Annotated in this window: 13 protein-coding genes; 8 read left to right on the top strand and 5 right to left on the bottom strand. The window is 44.3% G+C overall.

Going from position 1 to position 17,597, the window contains the following annotated elements:
* Positions 1–163 precede the first annotated feature (163 nt).
* The gene (locus AB4589_RS15450; RefSeq protein WP_372101028.1) at positions 164–2,158 is read left to right on the top strand and encodes a TonB-dependent receptor domain-containing protein; all 1,995 of its coding nucleotides are present in this window, start codon (positions 164–166) and stop codon (positions 2,156–2,158) included.
* Positions 2,159–2,298: 140 nt separating this feature from the next.
* Here AB4589_RS15450 and AB4589_RS15445 read toward each other — a convergent pair whose 3' ends face one another.
* Both AB4589_RS15445 and AB4589_RS15440 read right to left on the bottom strand, forming a co-directional pair.
* Positions 2,299–3,042: a class I SAM-dependent methyltransferase gene (locus AB4589_RS15445; RefSeq protein ID WP_372101026.1), complete on the bottom strand. Its 744-nt coding sequence runs from the start codon at positions 3,040–3,042 to the stop codon at positions 2,299–2,301.
* A gap of 126 nt (positions 3,043–3,168) precedes the next feature.
* Positions 3,169–4,494 carry a sensor domain-containing diguanylate cyclase gene (locus AB4589_RS15440; protein WP_102248872.1) on the bottom strand — a complete coding sequence of 442 codons (1,326 nt, stop codon included), beginning with the start codon at positions 4,492–4,494 and terminating at the stop codon, positions 3,169–3,171.
* A gap of 226 nt (positions 4,495–4,720) precedes the next feature.
* Between AB4589_RS15440 and AB4589_RS15435 the strand changes: the two genes are divergently transcribed.
* The 7 genes from AB4589_RS15435 to AB4589_RS15405 all read left to right on the top strand — a co-directional run bounded on the left by AB4589_RS15435 (position 4,721) and on the right by AB4589_RS15405 (position 13,487).
* On the top strand, positions 4,721–5,179 hold the full coding sequence (locus tag AB4589_RS15435; RefSeq protein WP_012604063.1) for a GNAT family N-acetyltransferase: 459 nt from the start codon (positions 4,721–4,723) through the stop codon (positions 5,177–5,179).
* Positions 5,180–5,193: 14 nt separating this feature from the next.
* Positions 5,194–5,790 (top strand): LysE/ArgO family amino acid transporter, encoded by a 597-nt coding sequence (locus AB4589_RS15430; protein ID WP_372101023.1) that lies wholly within the window; start codon positions 5,194–5,196, stop codon positions 5,788–5,790.
* A 290-nt stretch (positions 5,791–6,080) separates the two neighbouring features.
* The gene (locus AB4589_RS15425; protein WP_017104374.1) at positions 6,081–6,737 is read left to right on the top strand and encodes a glutathione S-transferase family protein; all 657 of its coding nucleotides are present in this window, start codon (positions 6,081–6,083) and stop codon (positions 6,735–6,737) included.
* A gap of 233 nt (positions 6,738–6,970) precedes the next feature.
* On the top strand, positions 6,971–8,224 hold the full coding sequence (gene sbcD / locus AB4589_RS15420; RefSeq protein ID WP_372101020.1) for an exonuclease subunit SbcD: 1,254 nt from the start codon (positions 6,971–6,973) through the stop codon (positions 8,222–8,224).
* Positions 8,225–8,229: 5 nt separating this feature from the next.
* Positions 8,230–11,946, top strand: coding sequence for an SbcC/MukB-like Walker B domain-containing protein (locus AB4589_RS15415; RefSeq protein WP_372101018.1), 3,717 nt, complete (start codon positions 8,230–8,232; stop codon positions 11,944–11,946).
* Between the two features lie 360 nt (positions 11,947–12,306).
* Entirely contained in the window at positions 12,307–12,441 is a 135-nt protein-coding gene (locus AB4589_RS15410; RefSeq protein WP_019823450.1) for a DUF2256 domain-containing protein, read from the top strand.
* A 161-nt stretch (positions 12,442–12,602) separates the two neighbouring features.
* On the top strand, positions 12,603–13,487 hold the full coding sequence (locus tag AB4589_RS15405; RefSeq protein ID WP_083994248.1) for a PA4780 family RIO1-like protein kinase: 885 nt from the start codon (positions 12,603–12,605) through the stop codon (positions 13,485–13,487).
* Between the two features lie 254 nt (positions 13,488–13,741).
* On the opposite strand, the gene AB4589_RS15400 is transcribed toward AB4589_RS15405, so the two are convergent.
* From AB4589_RS15400 to AB4589_RS15390, 3 genes are read right to left on the bottom strand one after another with little or no spacing between them, the layout of a single operon-like run.
* Positions 13,742–14,482, bottom strand: a complete 741-nt coding sequence (locus AB4589_RS15400) for an SDR family oxidoreductase (protein WP_372101016.1) — start codon at positions 14,480–14,482, stop codon at positions 13,742–13,744.
* Entirely contained in the window at positions 14,482–16,041 is a 1,560-nt protein-coding gene (locus tag AB4589_RS15395; RefSeq protein WP_372101014.1) for a cryptochrome/photolyase family protein, read from the bottom strand. The genes AB4589_RS15400 and AB4589_RS15395 overlap by 1 nt, the downstream gene beginning before the upstream one ends.
* The gene (locus tag AB4589_RS15390; RefSeq protein ID WP_372101013.1) at positions 16,038–17,420 is read right to left on the bottom strand and encodes a DASH family cryptochrome; all 1,383 of its coding nucleotides are present in this window, start codon (positions 17,418–17,420) and stop codon (positions 16,038–16,040) included. The genes AB4589_RS15395 and AB4589_RS15390 overlap by 4 nt, the downstream gene beginning before the upstream one ends.
* Positions 17,421–17,597 lie beyond the last annotated feature (177 nt).

Raw genomic sequence — 17,597 nt, 5'->3', positions numbered from 1 at the left:
TTTTCAGCATGAAACTTTCGTTGATTGGAGTGATAACTGGTTGTTTAATTCAAACCATTATCATTACTAATTACATATAAGAATAAATATCATGTCTGAGAAATCTCTTTTGATTCGCAAGCCTCTTTTAGTTCGCAAATCCCTTATAGTTCGCAAACCTCTTATGATTCGTAAACCCCTTTCGGTCGCAGTAGCTATTATTTGCACCTCACTATCGGCTAACGTGTTAGCGCAAAAAGAAGCGCAAGCAACAGATGAGCAAATGGTTGTTACGGCAACTCGTACTGAAATGGCTCTAAAACAAGCGCCAGCTTCAATGTCGGTTATCACCGCTCAAGACATCGAAGACAGCCCTGGAATCACTTTGGCTGACATCGTTGCAGAATCAACGAGTGTGGAATCTGATTTTGATAGCACACGTGCTGGCCGTCAGATGATCTCTATTCGTGGTATGGATTCAGACTATACGCTTATCATGGTGAATGGCCGTCGCTTAAGCTCTGCAAGTGCCATCATTCGTGGTAACGATTTCGATCTCTCGACTATTCCAGCTGAGTCAATCGAACGTGTTGAAATTATCCGCGGCCCAATGTCTGCACTTTACGGTTCAGATGGTATGGGTGGCACAATCAACATCATCACCAAAGCTCCAGAAAATGATTGGAGCTCAACGATTAACATGGACACTTCATCTCCATTAGACGGCAATGGTGGGGAAGAATATTCTGTTGGTTTTACCACGTCCGGTGCATTGATTGATGATGAGTTATTTGCGCGTTTTTCTTTAAATCAAACCTCGCGTGACGCATGGCAACCATATACAGGTAATGGTCGTGAGAATATTACCGCTCTAGAGGAACGCGACACTTTAAGTTTGCTTGCCAACCTGACATGGAATATGACAGACAATCAGACGATTGATTTGGACCTTGGCTATAGTGACGATAAACGTGATGGTTTAGCTGAACATGCTACAGGTTCGAACCTAGTGGATAGTAATGTTGTACGTAACAGTCAAGCGATTACACACAGCGGTTTTTGGAGCTGGGGTGACACACAAGTTCGTTACTCTCGTGAAAACGTGACAGACAACGAGGCCGCTGATCTAGGTAACAATTACAGTAGTGATGTAGAAGAGCTAACTCAAATAGTAGAAGCGTCAGCAACGACTTATCTTGGTGATAGTCACACCGTAACTTTTGGTATGGACTACCAGTTGAGCGAATTGACCAACAAAGAAAACTTGATCAACGGTACATCAGAAGCGTATCAAGGTGCTTTGTTTGTTCAAGACCAGTGGTTGATGACTGAACAACTCACCGCAACCATTGGTGGACGTTTAGACAAGCACGAATTGTACGGTGAAGAATTCAGCCCGCGTGTGTACTTAGTTCACCAAACGACTAATGACCTCATCATCAAAGGTGGTGTAGGTAAGGCTTTCAAAGCACCTTCGCTGACTCAAAACCAAGCCGACTACACAGTTAATAGCTGCAAAGGGAAGTGTGATTTGTATGGCAATGAAAACCTGAAGCCTGAAACGAGCTTGAACTATGAAATTGCAGCAATATACAACCAACCACGTTGGAACGTTGAAGGGGCTTTGTTTCGAAATGAAATTAATGACTTGATTGATCGTGACGTAACATATTGTGAAAATGGAACCGTATTTGACCCTGCTAACGGTTGTCGAGTCGGGCCTGGTGACAAGGACTTTGTGAAAGGTAAGCGTACTTATACCAATGTATCTGAGGCGGTGGTTCAAGGTGCTGAACTTACGGGTCAATTCCAGATTACCGATGAGTGGGGCGTGTCTGGTAACTACACGTTCTTAGACACAGAAGATAAGTCAACGGGTGAAGAACTGCTCGAGCGTTACAAGCATTCAGGCTTAGTTAAACTGAACTGGAGCCCAACTTTCGATCTGAATGCCTTTATTAGTGCGCGTTACCGTGGAGAGCGTAATATCGAAACTGATTTGACTCAAGATGCATACACTACTTTAAACATTGGTGGCGTATACAACATTAATGATTCAGTTAGAGTACGTGCAGGCATTACTAACTTGACTGATGAAGCTGTATCACAAGAGCTAGAGAGTATGGGTTATGTTGAAGATCCACGTACTTACTACGTAGGTATGACAGCGGACTTCTAATCAATCTGCGTTTGATTTGGTAGCAAGATACATATAAAAACGAAGAACCCACATTGGCTCGATACTCTATAAAGAGAACGGCGAGTGTGGGTTCTTTTTTGTGTGCTTGTATCGGTTTAATTCGTTTGGAATTGGCTTACCTAGATTTTTACACAAGTGACCAAAGCATTACCTGATTTGGTATCCCAAGGCAGCAGCTTGTCATAATCGTGCTCAAAAATATGAACCTCAAAGTAGGGCTTCAATATCTCGATCAATTCCTTAAACGAGAATGCCACCATAGGGTGTTCGTCATTCCATACTTGAGTTTCACCCGCAGTCGTTTTTTCGATACTTAGCTTTAACATTTGCTTACTACCTTCGCCGGAGTAGTACCAACCTGAGCGAAAGGTAAAGTCATCATGTTCTTTGTTGGCTGTATGTCGAACAAACAAGTCATTGCTTATCTTCTCTTTATCAACCACGTTGAAGCAGAAGACACCTTCGTGTTTCAAAGCTCGGTGCACGCTTGCAATGCACTCTTTTAGTCTCTCAATACCGTCGTTGTAATGGATGGAATACAAGAAACAAGTGATAAGATCGAGCGGTTCTGAGACCTCAAAGTTACTCATGTTTTGTACTGAAAAGTTAGCTTCAGGGCAACGAACTTGAGCAATGTCGAGCATTGGTTTATTCAGATCAAGGCCACTACTTTGATAGCCGTAGTCAATAAAATGGCGAACGTGTGGTCCAGTGCCACATCCAAGGTCGAGGTGTATTTTTCCTTCATTTCCAAAAATCTGATGTAACCTACGAACGCAGTCACTCTGCGCTTGGTAGTCAATATCGACACACATTAAATCATAGTAACCGGATAGGTCGATATAGAGTGCGTTGGCGGACATGTTTGCCTGCAGCATTTGCTGAAAAAATTGGGGTGGCGCATAGTAAACTAGAACTTAAAAATAACAAGAAAATCTTGGGTCAACTTATAAGCTTAAATGACCTTTTCTTGATGCTTAGCAATTGTTTCACGAGCCACACTCTATACATGCACCTTCGTGGTTTACTGAGACTCTATTTTTTCCGTTGGATTTAGCACGATAGAGCGCGTCGTCTGTAACTCGAATCAACGTATCTAGGGAGTTGTTGGTACGAACGATGCAGCTGTCGGTAATGCCAATACTGACGCTTGATTGAAACTTGGTGCGATTAAATCCCAAGAATTGATGAGTTCGAAATTCTTCGCAAATACGTTGACCAACAATTTTCGCTTGGGAGTATGCCGTGTCGAAAATGGTTCCATGAGTCGTTCGGTTTTTTGGAAAGAAGACGATAAACTCTTCACCTCCCCAGCGGCCAACCACGCCGTTCAAGGCTTTGACGTGCTTCTTAATGGTATTCGCGAGAGTGCGAATCACTTCGTCACCAACACTGTGTCCAAATTGGTCATTAATTTTTTTGAAGTCATCAATATCCAACAGTAAACAAGACATCTCAGTTTGTTCTTTTAACGGTTTTTTTAACCAATCGTAAATGGCACTGCGGCTGAATACTTGTGTTAGGTCGTCGTGAAGTGCGCGGTGCAGTAGCTCTTGTTCTAATTTAACCTTGTCGGAAACGTCTTCTACCACCACTTGGATCGCTTTTTCGCCTTCCCAATTGATGATGTTGTCGTAGATGTTGAAGTGTTTTTTACTCCCGTCAAAGCATTGGTTTTCAACCACAGAACTGAAGCTTGGTGTATCACCGGCAAGAATACTCTGGCTGCGTCTCATGGCATTGATACGACTGTCCGGCGGAATAATTGAAATGATTGAGTCCATGGCGAGCACTGCTTCTATCGATTTGGCACCCTGCATTTCAACCCAGGCTTGATTAACCATTAGAGGCTTGAAATTTTGGTGGACGAGCACGCCCTGTTTCGAACTATTGAGTAAAGTCCGGTACATACGATCTTTTTCTTGATGTTTACGCTCTGAAGCAACAACTGAGGTAATATCTATGATCATTACACGAAGAGCGGGGCGGTCGTTGACTCTGACCGCTTGAGCAAGGCTAAACAGCGAGAGAAGGCGGTTATTCACCGGAATATCTTTATAAAGCTTTCCCTTTCCCAGTTGGCCTTTAATCGCAGAAAGGTAACGTTCACGGACAGAGCCGTGATAATCTTTGGGTATTAATGAGTAGACAAAATCGACGTTGTTGAGAAGTGCTTCACGGCAACTGTAACCGAAGATTTTTGCAATGTTTTCGTCGACATCGATGACACGGTGGTCTTGCAGCGTAATATAGCCCTGTGCAGAGTCGAAATTCTGCCTAGGGGTGGCTGTGGTTAAATCTAGTTGGATGCTCATATAGATCTGACTACATATCCTCTCACCAAAAACAGGTGCTTTAAATAAATGGTGGTGTGGTAAATAAATTGTGACTGCTGTATATCGACAAAGCTATCAGATACCTAACACGGCAAGCGTCACGAGACTATGTGATTAAAGTGTGCCGTACGCAACTTTTTGAGGGTAGCGTAATTTTACTGTATCTAAAACGGATAAAAAAATTATTAAGGATAATTAAAGAGTTATGGAAATAAAAATTGATGATTTGTCGGGTGGAGAGGTTATTGAGCTACTCGAAGAGCATTTAGCTGATATGTATGCGACATCGCCAGTCGAAAGCGTTCATGCACTGGATCTAGATGGGCTCAAGTCGCCAGAGATTACTTTTTTCAGTGCTTGGAAAGACAGCCAACTGCTTGGGTGTGTCGCCATTAAAGAGCTTGATACACAACACGCTGAACTGAAGTCAATGAGAACCTCGCAGTTTGCAAGAAAGTCCGGTGTCGCAAGCAAGCTATTGCAACACGTTTTGGATACGGCAACCGCTCGCCAATATCGACGTATTAGCCTAGAAACGGGATCGGAAGACTACTTTAAGCCAGCGCGTAATTTGTACCAAAAATTTGGCTTTGGTTACTGTGAACCTTTTGCTAATTATGTGTTAGATCCGCACAGTCATTTCATGAGTATTGAGTTACGTTAAGAGGCTAGCTTTAGATGACGACTTACTTAGCCGGTTTCTCCCTTGGTCTTTCGCTTATTCTCGCGATCGGTTCTCAAAATGCGTTCGTTCTTAAACAGGGCTTAAAGAATCAGCATGTGTTTGCTATTTGTGCTGTCTGCGCGATTTCAGATGCATTACTGATCAGCTTTGGTGTGATGGGCTTTGGTGCGATCGTTGAGCAGTTCCCTCAAGTTGAGCAGTTTGCTCGTTACGGTGGGGCTATCTTTTTAGGCGTTTACTCATTCTTGAGCTTTCGCTCAGCATTTAACGAAAATCATGCCTTAGAAGCCGGTGTCGAAACCAAAAACTCTTTAACCAAAGCAGTTACCATGTGTTTAGCGTTTACTTGGCTTAATCCGCATGTGTATCTGGATACTGTGGTATTGCTGGGTTCTATCTCTACACAATATCAACCAAATCAAATGTTGTTTGGTGCAGGTGCAGTATCGGCTTCATTCGTGTTCTTTTTTTTACTAGGCTATGGCGCTCGCTTCTTAGCTCCAATGTTTAAGAGCCCGAGATCATGGAAGATGTTGGAGTTTGTTGTAGGAGTGATCATGGCATCTATTGCACTATCTTTGGTTGTTTAGTTTTACTCTGCTTTCGTTAACTTCTCCTCATCAGTTGAACGCTGGTGGGGAAAGTACGGCTTGTTAGCTTGCTAGCTCGTTAATTAGTAATTAGTACTGTATCCCTCTGTCTTGCCTCCCTAGCTATTAATTATTCTTTGCAAAGATTTCGCATTTCTCTGTTGGTTTTAAACGTCTTGATAACAACAAATTAAATTATTTCGTGAAATAACGAATTATTCTTCGTCTTTTGGATTTTGGGTTCGTCTTAGGGTGTAACAAGAAATTATTAACCCGATTCGGAGGCAAAAATGATTAAATTGATTAGCTTTAAAAACTGCCCATTTGTTCAACGTGTAATGGGTTCACTAGTAATGAAAAACGTCCCGTTTGAAATTGAGTACATTGAGCTGAATAACAAACCACAGTGGTTTTTGGATATCTCACCGAACGGGCAGGTTCCTGTATTGATTACAGAGAACGACACCGTCCTTTTTGAATCTGATGCAATTGTTGAATATCTAGACGATAAATATACGCCGATTGAAGAGGTTTCACCCGAGCAGAAAGCACTCGACCGTGCTTGGTCTTATCAAGCGAGCAAACATTACATGCCACAGTGCGGCACCATGGCGAGTAAAGACAAAGAGACATTTGAAACACGCTTAGCCAATTTACAAAAGGCGTTCCTAAAGGCAGAGAAAAAACTGGGTGATACTGAGTTCTTTAAAGGGGACTACATCTCTAACGTCGACATCGCTTGGTTACCACTGTTACACCGAGCATTTGTAATTAAAGAGCGTTCAGGCTTCGATATGCTAGAAAGCTTCCCGAAAGTACAGAGGTGGCAAGCGGCTCTGATTGAATCTGGATTGACCGATAAAACCGTTCCAGCGGACTTTATTGACAAGTTCAGCGGCTTTTATTTAACGAATAACTACCTGGCAAGCCTAGCAGAAGCTCGCTAAAAAAAGATTAAGTATTTTATGGCGTTTAGGCCACAGACAACTAAAACCGCTCTAACGTTGAGCGGCTTTTTAATGTCAAAAATAACGATTGGTCACGCTATGGCCAGAGTTGGTCTAGAGTCTGAAATTAGTTGGTTTTCACAAGCTTATAAACGGTAAATAATGCTAACTCGTTTGGTAGTTGATCGGTATTTTGGTAAATTAAAGCTATTACAGACTTCCAGTGAGCAGCAATGAAGATTCTTCACACGTCCGATTGGCACCTTGGCCAAAACTTCTACAATAAAAGCCGTAAGAATGAACATGAACGGTTTTTACAATGGTTACTTGAGCAAGTTACAAAGCACGACATCGACGCGATCATTGTTGCTGGCGATATTTTCGATACCAGTACACCGCCGAGTTACGCTCGTGAGATGTATAACAAGTTTGTGGTCGACTCGAGCAAGATCGGCTGCCAATTGGTGTTGTTAGGTGGAAATCACGATTCGGTGTCTGTGCTTAAAGAGACACAACAGCTGCTCAAATACATGGGCGCAGATGTGATTCCTAATACCAATGAAGAGCATGCGACTCAGGTTGTCGAACTAAAAGGTAAAAACGGTGATGTAGAAGCGTTGGTTTGTGCCATTCCTTTTATTCGCCCTCGTGATGTATTGACCAGCCAGGCGGGCGTGACTGGCGTTGAGCGTCAGAAACAACTCGGCGATGCAATCAAACAGCACTACCAAAGTGTTTATGATGCCGCTGTAGAAAAACGTGCGACGTTTGAAAACAGCGAACACATGCCGATTATCGCTACTGGTCATTTAACAGCGATGGGTGTTCAACAATCGGATTCTGTACGTGATATTTATGTCGGTAACCTTGATGGTTTCGCCGCTGATGGTTTCCCAGATGCCGATTATATTGCACTTGGTCATATCCACCGCCCACAAGTGGTGGCAAAGCGTGAATACATTCGTTACTGCGGTTCACCAATCCCATTAAGCTTTGATGAACTTAAATCTCAAAAGCAGGTATGTGTGGTTGAGTTTGTTGAGGGCGTGCGAACCATTTCTCAATTGCCAGTTCCAACGTTTCAACCCCTAGCTGAAATCAAAGGTGACTTGAGCGAGATCGAATCTCAACTGAATCAATATATAGGCTTAGATAGCGACCAAAGCGTGTGGTTATCGATAGAAGTGCAAGCGCAAGATTACTTGTCGGATCTTCAAGAGCGTATGCGCACACTAACCGAAGGTTTGAATGTGGAAGTGCTTCAATTGCGCAGAGCAAGAGAGCGTCGCAATCAAGCATTAGAGCAAGAGTCGGCAGAAACGCTGTCAGAATTGAGCCCGATGGACGTGTTTACGAAGCGTATTGCCTTAGAAGAATTTGAAACCGATTCTGAAAAAGCGCGTTTAGAGCGCATGACGGTGAAGTTTAAACAAGTGATGGTTGAAGTGTCTGAGAGCGCTCAAGCGCCAAACAAAGTAGAAGAGTAACCAGTATGAAGATTTTAAGCCTAGAATTTGAAAACCTGAACTCTTTGAAAGGACGTTGGAAGCTCGATTTTACCCAATCACCGTTTGCGGAAAATGGCTTGTTTGCGATTACTGGCCCAACAGGGGCGGGTAAAACCACCATTCTTGACGCGATTTGTTTGGCATTGTTCCACCGCACGCCGCGTTTGAAAAGTATCGCCAAAGGCAACAACGAATTAATGACGCGTGGCACGGGTGAGTGTTTTGCTGAACTGGAGTTTGAAGTACAGGGCAAAACGTATCGCTCTAACTTCCACCAAAAGCGAGCGCGTGGAAAACACGATGGCGCATTACAAACGCCAACGTGTGAATTTGCCGATGCGGACACTGACAAAGTCTTAGAAACCATGTTGACCAAGAAGACAAAGTTGGTGGAGCAGGTAACCGGTCTCGATTTCTCACGCTTCACTAAATCCATCATGTTGTCTCAGGGTGAATTTGCAGCGTTCTTAAATGCCAATGCAAACGACCGTGCCGAGCTACTTGAAGAGCTGACGGGAACAGAAGTCTATAGCCTGATCTCTGAGCGCATCTACGATCATTTCAAGTCGAGTGAAGAGTCGCTTAATCACCTTAAAGCGAAAGCAGAAGGTGTGAGCTTACTGTCTGAAGAGCAAATCCAAGCGCTGACCGCAGAGCGTGAAACGCTAGAAGCCGAGCAGAAGCGTTTAGCCGAGCAATTAAAAGAGTGGCAAGCGCATCTAAGCTGGTGGAAAGACGTGACCAAAGCTGAGCAAACTATTGCGGCCAGTGAGCACGATTGTAAAACCGCTCAAGATGAACTAAACCGTAACCAACCTGCACTAGAGCGTTTGGCAAACAGTGAACCGGCTGAAAAGCTGCGCCCAATGCACAAAGATTTAAAGCGTTGCGAACAAGAGGTGAACACTACTCAAGCTCACTTAGATAACAGCACCAAGTTACTTGCTGTTCGTGATGTAGAGAAGCAAGACGCGCAAACTCAACTGACTCAAAGCAGTGCAATTGTCGAACAGGTTAAAGCCGAGCAACAAGATCAAGAGAAGATCATCGATCTCGTACGTCCGCTAGACAACCAAATTACCGTACTCAAAGATAAGCAAACTGCGGCCGTTACTGCAGCGAATACGCTAAACGAACAACATACGCAACAGCGTAATCAACAGATTGTTTTAGTCCAAAAAATTGATGCACTGAAGCAACAAGATCAACTCAGCACTGAGTACTTAAATACACATCAAGCTGACCAACATCTGGAAAAATACTTAGGTCAGTGGCAAGCCAAAGTTGAGCAAGTTCGTACGCTAGAGCGTCAACATGCAGAACAGTTAAACTCGGCTAAGCGGGCTTTGTCGGCTCTTGATGCTCAGCAAGCGGTTATTAAAAGTGCGCAAGACGCTAAAGCAGCGCAAGATAAGACCTTAGCTGAATTGGTTGTGTTAGAGAGTAGTGCAAAGCAACAGTGGGAAGCATTGCAAGGCAACACCAGCGAACAAGTATTGAATGCGCAAAAAGATCTGTTGGAGTACTGGAATCGCAATACGCACTCATTACTTGAGATCAACCGTGGCTTCCTAAATGCCCAGCAACAGCTGCACGCAAAAACTCAGGCACATCAGACCAACATCCAATTGGTCGACAAGCTTTCGAAAGAACGTGAAGTGTTAGTCGAGCGATATAAAGAGAAAGAGACGTCTCTTGAACGATTAACGCGATTGATTGATCAAGAAGGCGAATTGGCGAAATACCGTGCGGCTTTGGAATCTGGAACTGAGTGCCCACTGTGTGGTTCAACAGACCATTCGATTGAGCAGTCGCAAGATATTGCAAATTTGGTTGCTCAAAAAGAAACGGAAAACCTAGAGTTAACGGCCATCAAAAAAGAAGGCCAAGAGCATCGTCAGCAATTAGATTCTCTGGCCCCAATGATTGCGGCGCTTAATGATGACATCCAACGTGCGCAAGCAGATATTCAACAAGCTCAATTGAATTGGCAAGGTGTAATCGGCAAGCTTCAACAAAGCTTATCGGATTTCGTTGGCACTGCTCCTGAACTGGCGCTGCTAACGATTAACGACTTAGATAATGAAGCTATAGTCGCGACCTTTGTTCAGCAGTGTGAACTTCAACTAAGTCAGAGCTCACAGCAACTCAAAGCATTGGGTGATGCTAAAGCGCACTATGTGGAAGCTGAAAAACAACGTTTATCTGTAAGTGTTATGGCTGACAAAGCGCAGTCTAATCTTGAGTTGGCCGAGCAACGCTTAGCTGATTTGAATAAGCAAAACCAAGTCGCAAACGAACAAGTGGCTCAGATTGCTCAAGCGAAAGAACAACAATGGAACGCTCTGAAAGAGAGCATTGTTCAAACTTCTATCGAAGCGCCTGAACTTGAACATATCGATGATTGGTTTACTGCGAAATCGCAAGCATCAAGCACATGGCAGCAAACCAAACAGCAACAGACCGATATTGAGAAGCAACTGATTACTCAAAATGCCGAATTGAAAACCTTAGACGACAAGCTAAGCAGCGCGGAGAAAGAGATCGCGACACTGACGCAAGAGAGTGAGTCTTTAGTGTCAGAACTCACTCGTGTAACGGCTGAAAGAACAGAGTTGTTTGGTGACAAAGACATTCAAGCCACCAGCAATGCGATGAAGCAAAGAGTCATTGAAGCAGTAAATGCATTTGATGCCGCGCAGTTGGTGCTTAACCGTTGTGAACTTGAACATCGAACTGAGCAAACCAAACACATTAGCTTCTCTGAAGAGTTGCTTAGTAAACAGTCCAGTCACACACAAGCGTCGAATGCTTGGTTAGATGCACTGAAAGCTAGCCCATTCGAAGATGAGGTACATTTTGAAGCGGCGTTGTTAGATGAAGAGGTTAGAACTCAACTTCAAAGCCTGAAGAAGTCTTTAGACGAAGCGATTGTCAGTGCGCAAGCTAGGTTGAACACCGCCAAAGCGGCGCAAGTGGAGCTACAAAACCACGAAAATGCGAAAGCATGGCAAGAGCAAGACCAACAGCAAGTTGAAGAAGCGACTGCTGAGTGTCAAAACGCACAACAAAGCCATGCGACAAAGATCGGTGCGATTTCTGCCAATCTTGAAACGGATAGCCAGAACCGCAGCAATCAGCAAGAACTGTTCAAGCAGATCGACGAACAGCAGGTCGAGTTTGATGATATCTCACGTCTGAATTCAATTATTGGTTCTAAGAACGGCGACAAGTTCCGTAAGTTTGCTCAAGGTCTAACACTGGAAAACTTGGTGTACTTGGCCAACAAGCAGCTACAGCGTTTGCATGGTCGTTACGAGCTAAAACGTAAAGCCGACGATGGTTTAGAACTGCAAGTGCTCGACACATGGCAGGGCGATGTGATGCGTGACACCAAGACGTTATCAGGTGGCGAAAGCTTTTTGGTGAGCTTGGCGCTGGCATTAGCGCTTTCTGATCTTGTGAGCTACAAAACCAGTATTGATTCTCTGTTCTTAGATGAAGGTTTCGGCACGCTGGATAGTGACACATTAGACATTGCTCTAAACGCGCTGGATAACTTGAATGCGTCAGGCAAGATGATAGGCGTAATCAGCCACGTTGAAGCACTGAAAGAGCGTGTGCCTGTGCAACTTAAAGTAACAAAACACTCTGGCTTAGGTGTGAGTGAGATGGAGAAGCAGTACAAGGTTGTTGCTTAGCTTCTAGTCATATTTATCAGCGCAGAATTAGAAGCAGAGCTAGATGAAGCAGATCCCCGACTCGGTCGTTCCTCCTTCTCGAGGATGACGGAGTCGGGGTTGTTATCAATCACTACGCTGTCACTCCTTAAAGTCACGAACGATTGAAAAGTAGCCGTCATTACCTAAAGTGAGGTACGAGCGAAGTAGGGAATCTAGTTTTGTTGGTATTACTTTCGTCACTTCCTAGAGCGAGGAATGAACCTAATAGAGAATCTAACTTTGTTGGTATTGCCTTCGTCATTCCCTAAAGTGAGGTACGAACGTAATCGGGAATCTCTAGTAAACTCAGGAAGTGGACGCATCGAAAAGGGAACTGCCATGCACAAGAAACCCCATTTACCGACTAAGACATGTCCTGTTTGCCAAAAGCCTTTCGCATGGCGTAAAAAATGGCAGCGCTGTTGGGATGACGTGATCTACTGTTCTGAACGTTGTCGTCGTAATAAATCTTAGTCTCATACTTTTGAACAGATCAGGTCATTCCTCATGATCTAAACCCGTTAACTCCAATATTTCCTCCCTTTGTCATCATTTTGATGATCCTTTAATCGTTTCGTCATTCATTTCTCAAGTTAATATTTCTATCTGTAAGATAAGTGATGTATAAAGGCGGCATGAAGATACCTAAAAGAATACAGCCTTTAGTTGACGATGGTTTAGTCGACGAGGTGACAAGCCAACTCATGAGTGGCAAAGAAGCATCGGTGTACATTGTGCGCTGCGGCGATACGATCCGTTGTGCCAAGGTATATAAGGAAATTAGCCAACGCAGCTTCAAAAAAGCGACCGCGTATCGTGAAGGCCGAAAAGTCCGAAATAGCCGCCGCGCTCGAGCGATGGAAAAAGGCTCAGGCTTTGGTCGTGAACAACAAGAAAAGGTTTGGCAAAGTGCTGAAGTGGATGCCTTATATAAACTGGCAGAAGCGGGTGTTCGTGTGCCTGTCCCTTATGGTTGCTTTGATGGCGTACTGCTTATGGAACTGGTCACTGACGATGATGGTTACGTTGCGCCACGTTTGAACGATGTCGTGATGTCTGCAGAGCAGGCGATCGAAGACCACGCTGTGATGATGACCTACGTAGTTAAAATGCTGTGTGTCGGTTTGATCCATGGTGACTTGTCTGAGTTCAACGTATTGGTGGATGAGTACGGCCCGGTGATTATCGATTTACCACAAGCGGTTGATGCTTCGGCGAACAACAATGCTGAGTGGATGTTGGCTCGTGACATCAATAATATCCGTGACTACTACGCTCAGTTTGCTCCCGAATTGGCGAAAACCGAGTATGCCAAGGAAATGTGGGCGCTGTACGAGAAAGGCGACTTAAAGCCAGATAGCAAACTGACGGGCGAGTTTACGGAAACTGACGATTTGGCAGACATCGAAGCCATTATGCAAGAGATAGACGCTGCGCGAATTGAAGAACAACACCGACGCGAGCGTGTTAAAGAAGAAAAAGAAGGTGTGGACGACAGTAAGTTCAATTGGGCTGAGTAGCGGTAATAGTAAAAATAATGATCAGTTTTGATCCTTAGCTGAATCCTCAGAGTGCCCTTCGTTGAAACGACAGCTTTAGTTTCATCCGACAGCATCGAGTTAACTACTAAACCCAACAGAGTCATAGCTTTGTTGGGTTTTCTATTTTTTACTACTCACCAAAAAACTCTAACGAAGTTATCGAGCGTTTACGCAGCTAGGGTGACCTGTTAGTTACTACGATTGGTATTATTTACTGCGAGTGGTACTACTCATTACCAAGTCAATTGCTCGCCATCATACGCGTAGAAGTGACCGCTTTTATCCGGCGTAGCGGTTCGAATGATGTCCACTAACTGGTGAGCTACATAACTAGACTCAAACAACTTACCTTGAGGCACATTGGCCTGAAAGGGCTTAGATAGAGCGGTGTCGGTTGTACCAGGGTGGAGCGCTAACACTGTGCCTTTCTTCAATGTACGTTGCCATTCAATCGACATGGTTTTGATGAACATGTTGAGTGCGGCTTTGGAAGAGCGATAGCTATACCATCCACCTAATCGGTTGTCTGAAATGCTGCCGACTTTGGCCGATACCACTGCAAATTTTGGATTATCACTGGATTTGAGGATCGGCGTGAAATGTTTGGCCAGTAATAAGCTAGGTAGGGTGTTTACCGAGATGTTTTTAAAAAAGAACTCTGGGTCGATAGAGGACAAATTCTTTTCTGGACCCAGGTCTGGAGTGTGGAGCATACCCACGCAGTTAATTAACCAATCAAGTTGGTCAAACTCAGAACTTAAGCGCTTAATATCAGCTTCGTCGGTGGCATCGACTTGGTGCCAATTCAAACGGTTATCTTCCAATTCTGGTCGTTGTGAATGATAAGTCGCGTCGACATGGACATCGAGAAAATCAAAGCGAGACAGCTCAGACAGCAGGTGCTTAACCACGGCGAAACCAATACCGCCGCTGCCACCAATGACCAATATGTGTAATCTGAGTTGTTCCACCATTATAAGTTCTCCAAGTTAGTCAGTCGTTGTTCTGCGGTGTCGAGTATCGCTTGTTGGTCTTGCTCATCCATATTGTCCCAAGAGCGATAAAGCATCCCCATTCGAGGGTTGCGATTTAAGGCCTCGCGATGTTTGTTCATGAAGCGCCAATACAAGCTGTTGAATGGGCAAGAACTCTCGCCACTGCGCTCTTTTATCTTGTAGTGACAGCCTTTGCAGTAGTCACTCATACGGTTGATGTAAGAACCGCTGGCAGAGTATGGTTTGGTTCCGACGATCCCGCCATCCGCAAAAAGTGCCATACCTCGCGTATTTGGCATTTCGACCCACTCAATTGCGTCAACGTAAATACCAAGGTACCAACTGTCTACTTGGTGAGGGTCTATACCCGTGATTAAACAGAAGTTGCCAGTGATCATTAACCTTTGGATGTGGTGCGCGTAAGCAAATTCAAGAGACTGGTCAATCGCATGCTTCATGCAGTTCATCTCGGTTTGTCCGTCCCAAAAATAATGGGGCAGCTTATTGGTTGCTGAATAATGGTTTTTATTGGCGTACGCAGGCATGTTTGCCCAATAGACGGCGCGTATGTACTCTCTCCAACCTAGAATTTGTCGCACAAACCCTTCGATTTGTGCAATATCGATAGTGGGTGCATTTGGCTTAGAAGGAGCTTGATAAGCTGATAACGCAGCATCAATCACTTCTTGGGGACTTAGCAGTTTACTGTTCAACGAAAAGGAGAGGCGGCTATGATACAAGCTCCATTTTGAATCGTGTTCTGTCGTCATCGCATCTTGAAACTGCCCAAATAACGGTAAGCAGACTTGGCAGAAATGAGCGAGCAGAGACAAGCTTTGTGCGCGGTTAACTGGCCATAATAATTGGTCGCCAACTTCACCAATGGTTTGAACTTGATGACGCTCGATGCGTTCTAAAATCGCGGAAATGTCGTTGGCAAACATCAGAGGTTGAGGCAGGCTTTCAATGTCTTTTTTCTTGAGTTTCTTTCGATTGCTCGCATCGTAATTCCATTTTCCACCAACGGGCTTTCCGTCTTCTAGCAAAATGTCGAAGCGCTTTCTCATTCGGCGATAGAAATGTTCCATCATGATGTGTTTGTTTTTAGGAAACTGGGTTTCAATCTCGTCAAACGGAAACAGGAAGTGCTCGGAATCGCTACAGCCTTTGGTTACTCCGGTTAACTTCAGCTTTGCCAATTGTTGGAGTAGTCGATATTCGTCTGGCCGTTGGTATTCAAATTTTTCAGCAGCAAACTCGTGGACATAGTGTTGCAATAGAGCATCGAGGTTTTCAAATTTAGTAGTGTCATCAAGAGTAAGGTGGAGTACCTGGTGACCTTGTTGTTTGAGCTCGTCGGAAAAGTAGCTCATCGCAGAGAAAAAAGCGGCCACCTTTTGGATGTGCGATGCTACGTAGTCAGTCTCTTGCTTGAGTTCGGCAATGATATAAATGACGTCGTCATCAACCTGTTGAAACCAAGAGTGCTGGACATTGAGTTGGTCGCCTAAGACAAGGCGCACGGTTTTGAAATTCATAACACATCCTGAATGTTAGTTAAGGCAGGTTCTTTGCTGCTCGCATTCCACTTGTTGATGAACGCATGGTCTGGATCGTACATATCTGTTTGCTTACCCAAATCAAAATGTCGTGATTTAGGTTTAGGTTGTTTAGCATTATTTTGCTTGTTGGCTTGGGTGTTTACCTGAGAGTTGAGGGCTCCGGCTATGTAAGCCCAATTGCCCCAGTTTGATGCCACGTCATAGTCGATAAGTTGGCTCTCAAAATAGGCTGCGCCGTGTCGCCAATCGATCCCTAGTTCATAGATCAAACAGCTAGCGGCTAGCTGTCTTCCGCGATTAGACATGTAGCCTGTTTCGTTAAGTTGGCGCATACACGCATCGACAATCGGGTAGTTGCTATTGCCACTTTTCCATTTGGCGAAATTCAGGCTCGACGTTGCGGAGGAGTTAGGACTGCAGAGTTCACGGTTTGAAGAATCACCGAACAACAACGAGCCCAATGATAAGCGCTTCCAATAGAAATATTCGCGCCATAACAACTCAAAGTAGATCCAATAGGTTGAATCGTTACTGCCATGTTCGGCTTCGAATTGTTTCAAATGGCGATAAATCGTTTTAGGCGAAACGCAGCCGAGTGCCAACCACGGCGAAAATTTGGTTGAGTTCTCGATGCCGTCAAATGCGTTTCGAGTCTGCTTGTAGTTAAGGGCGTAATCATGTGAAAAGTAGTTTTCTAAATGCACTAGTCCTGCGTCTTCGCCACCCAAATAATCGTTTGTTACTTCGCTCTCGTCATTTGGTGAACTGAATAATGAGATTGTCGATGTCGATGCTAGTCTCACTGCAGGTGGAAGACGTGAAATAACTGTCTCATCATCATTAACGTCCAAGTGTTCGACTATCTTTCTAAACTTGGTAAAGGAGCTTGGGACTTTCGATAATTCGAACGGTAGCTCATGTAAGTCAAACAAGGTGGCGTGATGTCGCAAGCATGTTATTAAGTCAGGGTGGCGGCGATGTACTGAATGAATCAATTGTCGCTCGTCGTAACCGCAATGTGCATTGGCGAAAAAGTGGGTGACGTGCTGTGTCGCAATAATTTGGCTGAGTGTTTGCTCGGCTACGTCTGGTTCTAAATGATTATTGTGAATCAGGACAAGTTGCTGACCAAGCTTCACTAAATTGGCTTCTAGATTGGCTATCGATTGTGAAATAAAGGTTTGGCGATGCGCTCCATAACTGTGCTCTTGTGCGAATTCAGCAGAGAAGCGAGAGAGCGTAGGTTCGACAATAACGCAAACGAGTTCATCGACCACCTGCGCGGCTTGGTGAAGCAACTGATTGTCGTTGATTCTGAAGTCGTTTGTAAAAAGATAGAGACCAATCCTTTTCATTACTTACACTCGTAATTTTTAATTATTAGACGCTTACGAGTTGATAAGCCGACAAGATCACAAATGAACTTAGCAAGTGGGTGATAGTTAGATTGGGGTAAATAAGAGGGGATGTAAGCCAACCAATAATACCGATAGAGGCTGGCAATGCAGGAAGTCGGTGTTTTTCAAGGTAGT

The sequence above is a fragment of the Vibrio sp. 10N.222.49.A3 genome (assembly GCF_041475145.1).
In the GTDB taxonomy this organism is placed as follows: Bacteria; Pseudomonadota; Gammaproteobacteria; order Enterobacterales; family Vibrionaceae; genus Vibrio; species Vibrio tasmaniensis_A.
The sequence above is the reverse complement of the archived record's forward strand: the minus strand, read 5'-3'. Positions and strand labels throughout refer to the sequence as shown.

What these genes read in the sequence shown, in the direction of transcription:
- AB4589_RS15445 (WP_372101026.1), bottom strand. Translation starts at nt 3,042, where the DNA reads ATGTCCGCCAACGCACTCTATATCGACCTATCCGGTTACTATGATTTA.
- AB4589_RS15405 (WP_083994248.1), top strand. Translation starts at nt 12,603, where the DNA reads ATGAAGATACCTAAAAGAATACAGCCTTTAGTTGACGATGGTTTAGTC.
- AB4589_RS15400 (WP_372101016.1), bottom strand. Translation starts at nt 14,482, where the DNA reads ATGGTGGAACAACTCAGATTACACATATTGGTCATTGGTGGCAGCGGC.
- AB4589_RS15395 (WP_372101014.1), bottom strand. Translation starts at nt 16,041, where the DNA reads ATGAATTTCAAAACCGTGCGCCTTGTCTTAGGCGACCAACTCAATGTC.
- AB4589_RS15430 (WP_372101023.1), top strand. Translation starts at nt 5,194, where the DNA reads ATGACGACTTACTTAGCCGGTTTCTCCCTTGGTCTTTCGCTTATTCTC.
- sbcD (WP_372101020.1), top strand. Translation starts at nt 6,971, where the DNA reads ATGAAGATTCTTCACACGTCCGATTGGCACCTTGGCCAAAACTTCTAC.
- AB4589_RS15440 (WP_102248872.1), bottom strand. Translation starts at nt 4,494, where the DNA reads ATGAGCATCCAACTAGATTTAACCACAGCCACCCCTAGGCAGAATTTC.
- AB4589_RS15415 (WP_372101018.1), top strand. Translation starts at nt 8,230, where the DNA reads ATGAAGATTTTAAGCCTAGAATTTGAAAACCTGAACTCTTTGAAAGGA.
- AB4589_RS15410 (WP_019823450.1), top strand. Translation starts at nt 12,307, where the DNA reads ATGCACAAGAAACCCCATTTACCGACTAAGACATGTCCTGTTTGCCAA.
- AB4589_RS15450 (WP_372101028.1), top strand. Translation starts at nt 164, where the DNA reads ATGATTCGTAAACCCCTTTCGGTCGCAGTAGCTATTATTTGCACCTCA.
- AB4589_RS15390 (WP_372101013.1), bottom strand. Translation starts at nt 17,420, where the DNA reads ATGAAAAGGATTGGTCTCTATCTTTTTACAAACGACTTCAGAATCAAC.
- AB4589_RS15425 (WP_017104374.1), top strand. Translation starts at nt 6,081, where the DNA reads ATGATTAAATTGATTAGCTTTAAAAACTGCCCATTTGTTCAACGTGTA.
- AB4589_RS15435 (WP_012604063.1), top strand. Translation starts at nt 4,721, where the DNA reads ATGGAAATAAAAATTGATGATTTGTCGGGTGGAGAGGTTATTGAGCTA.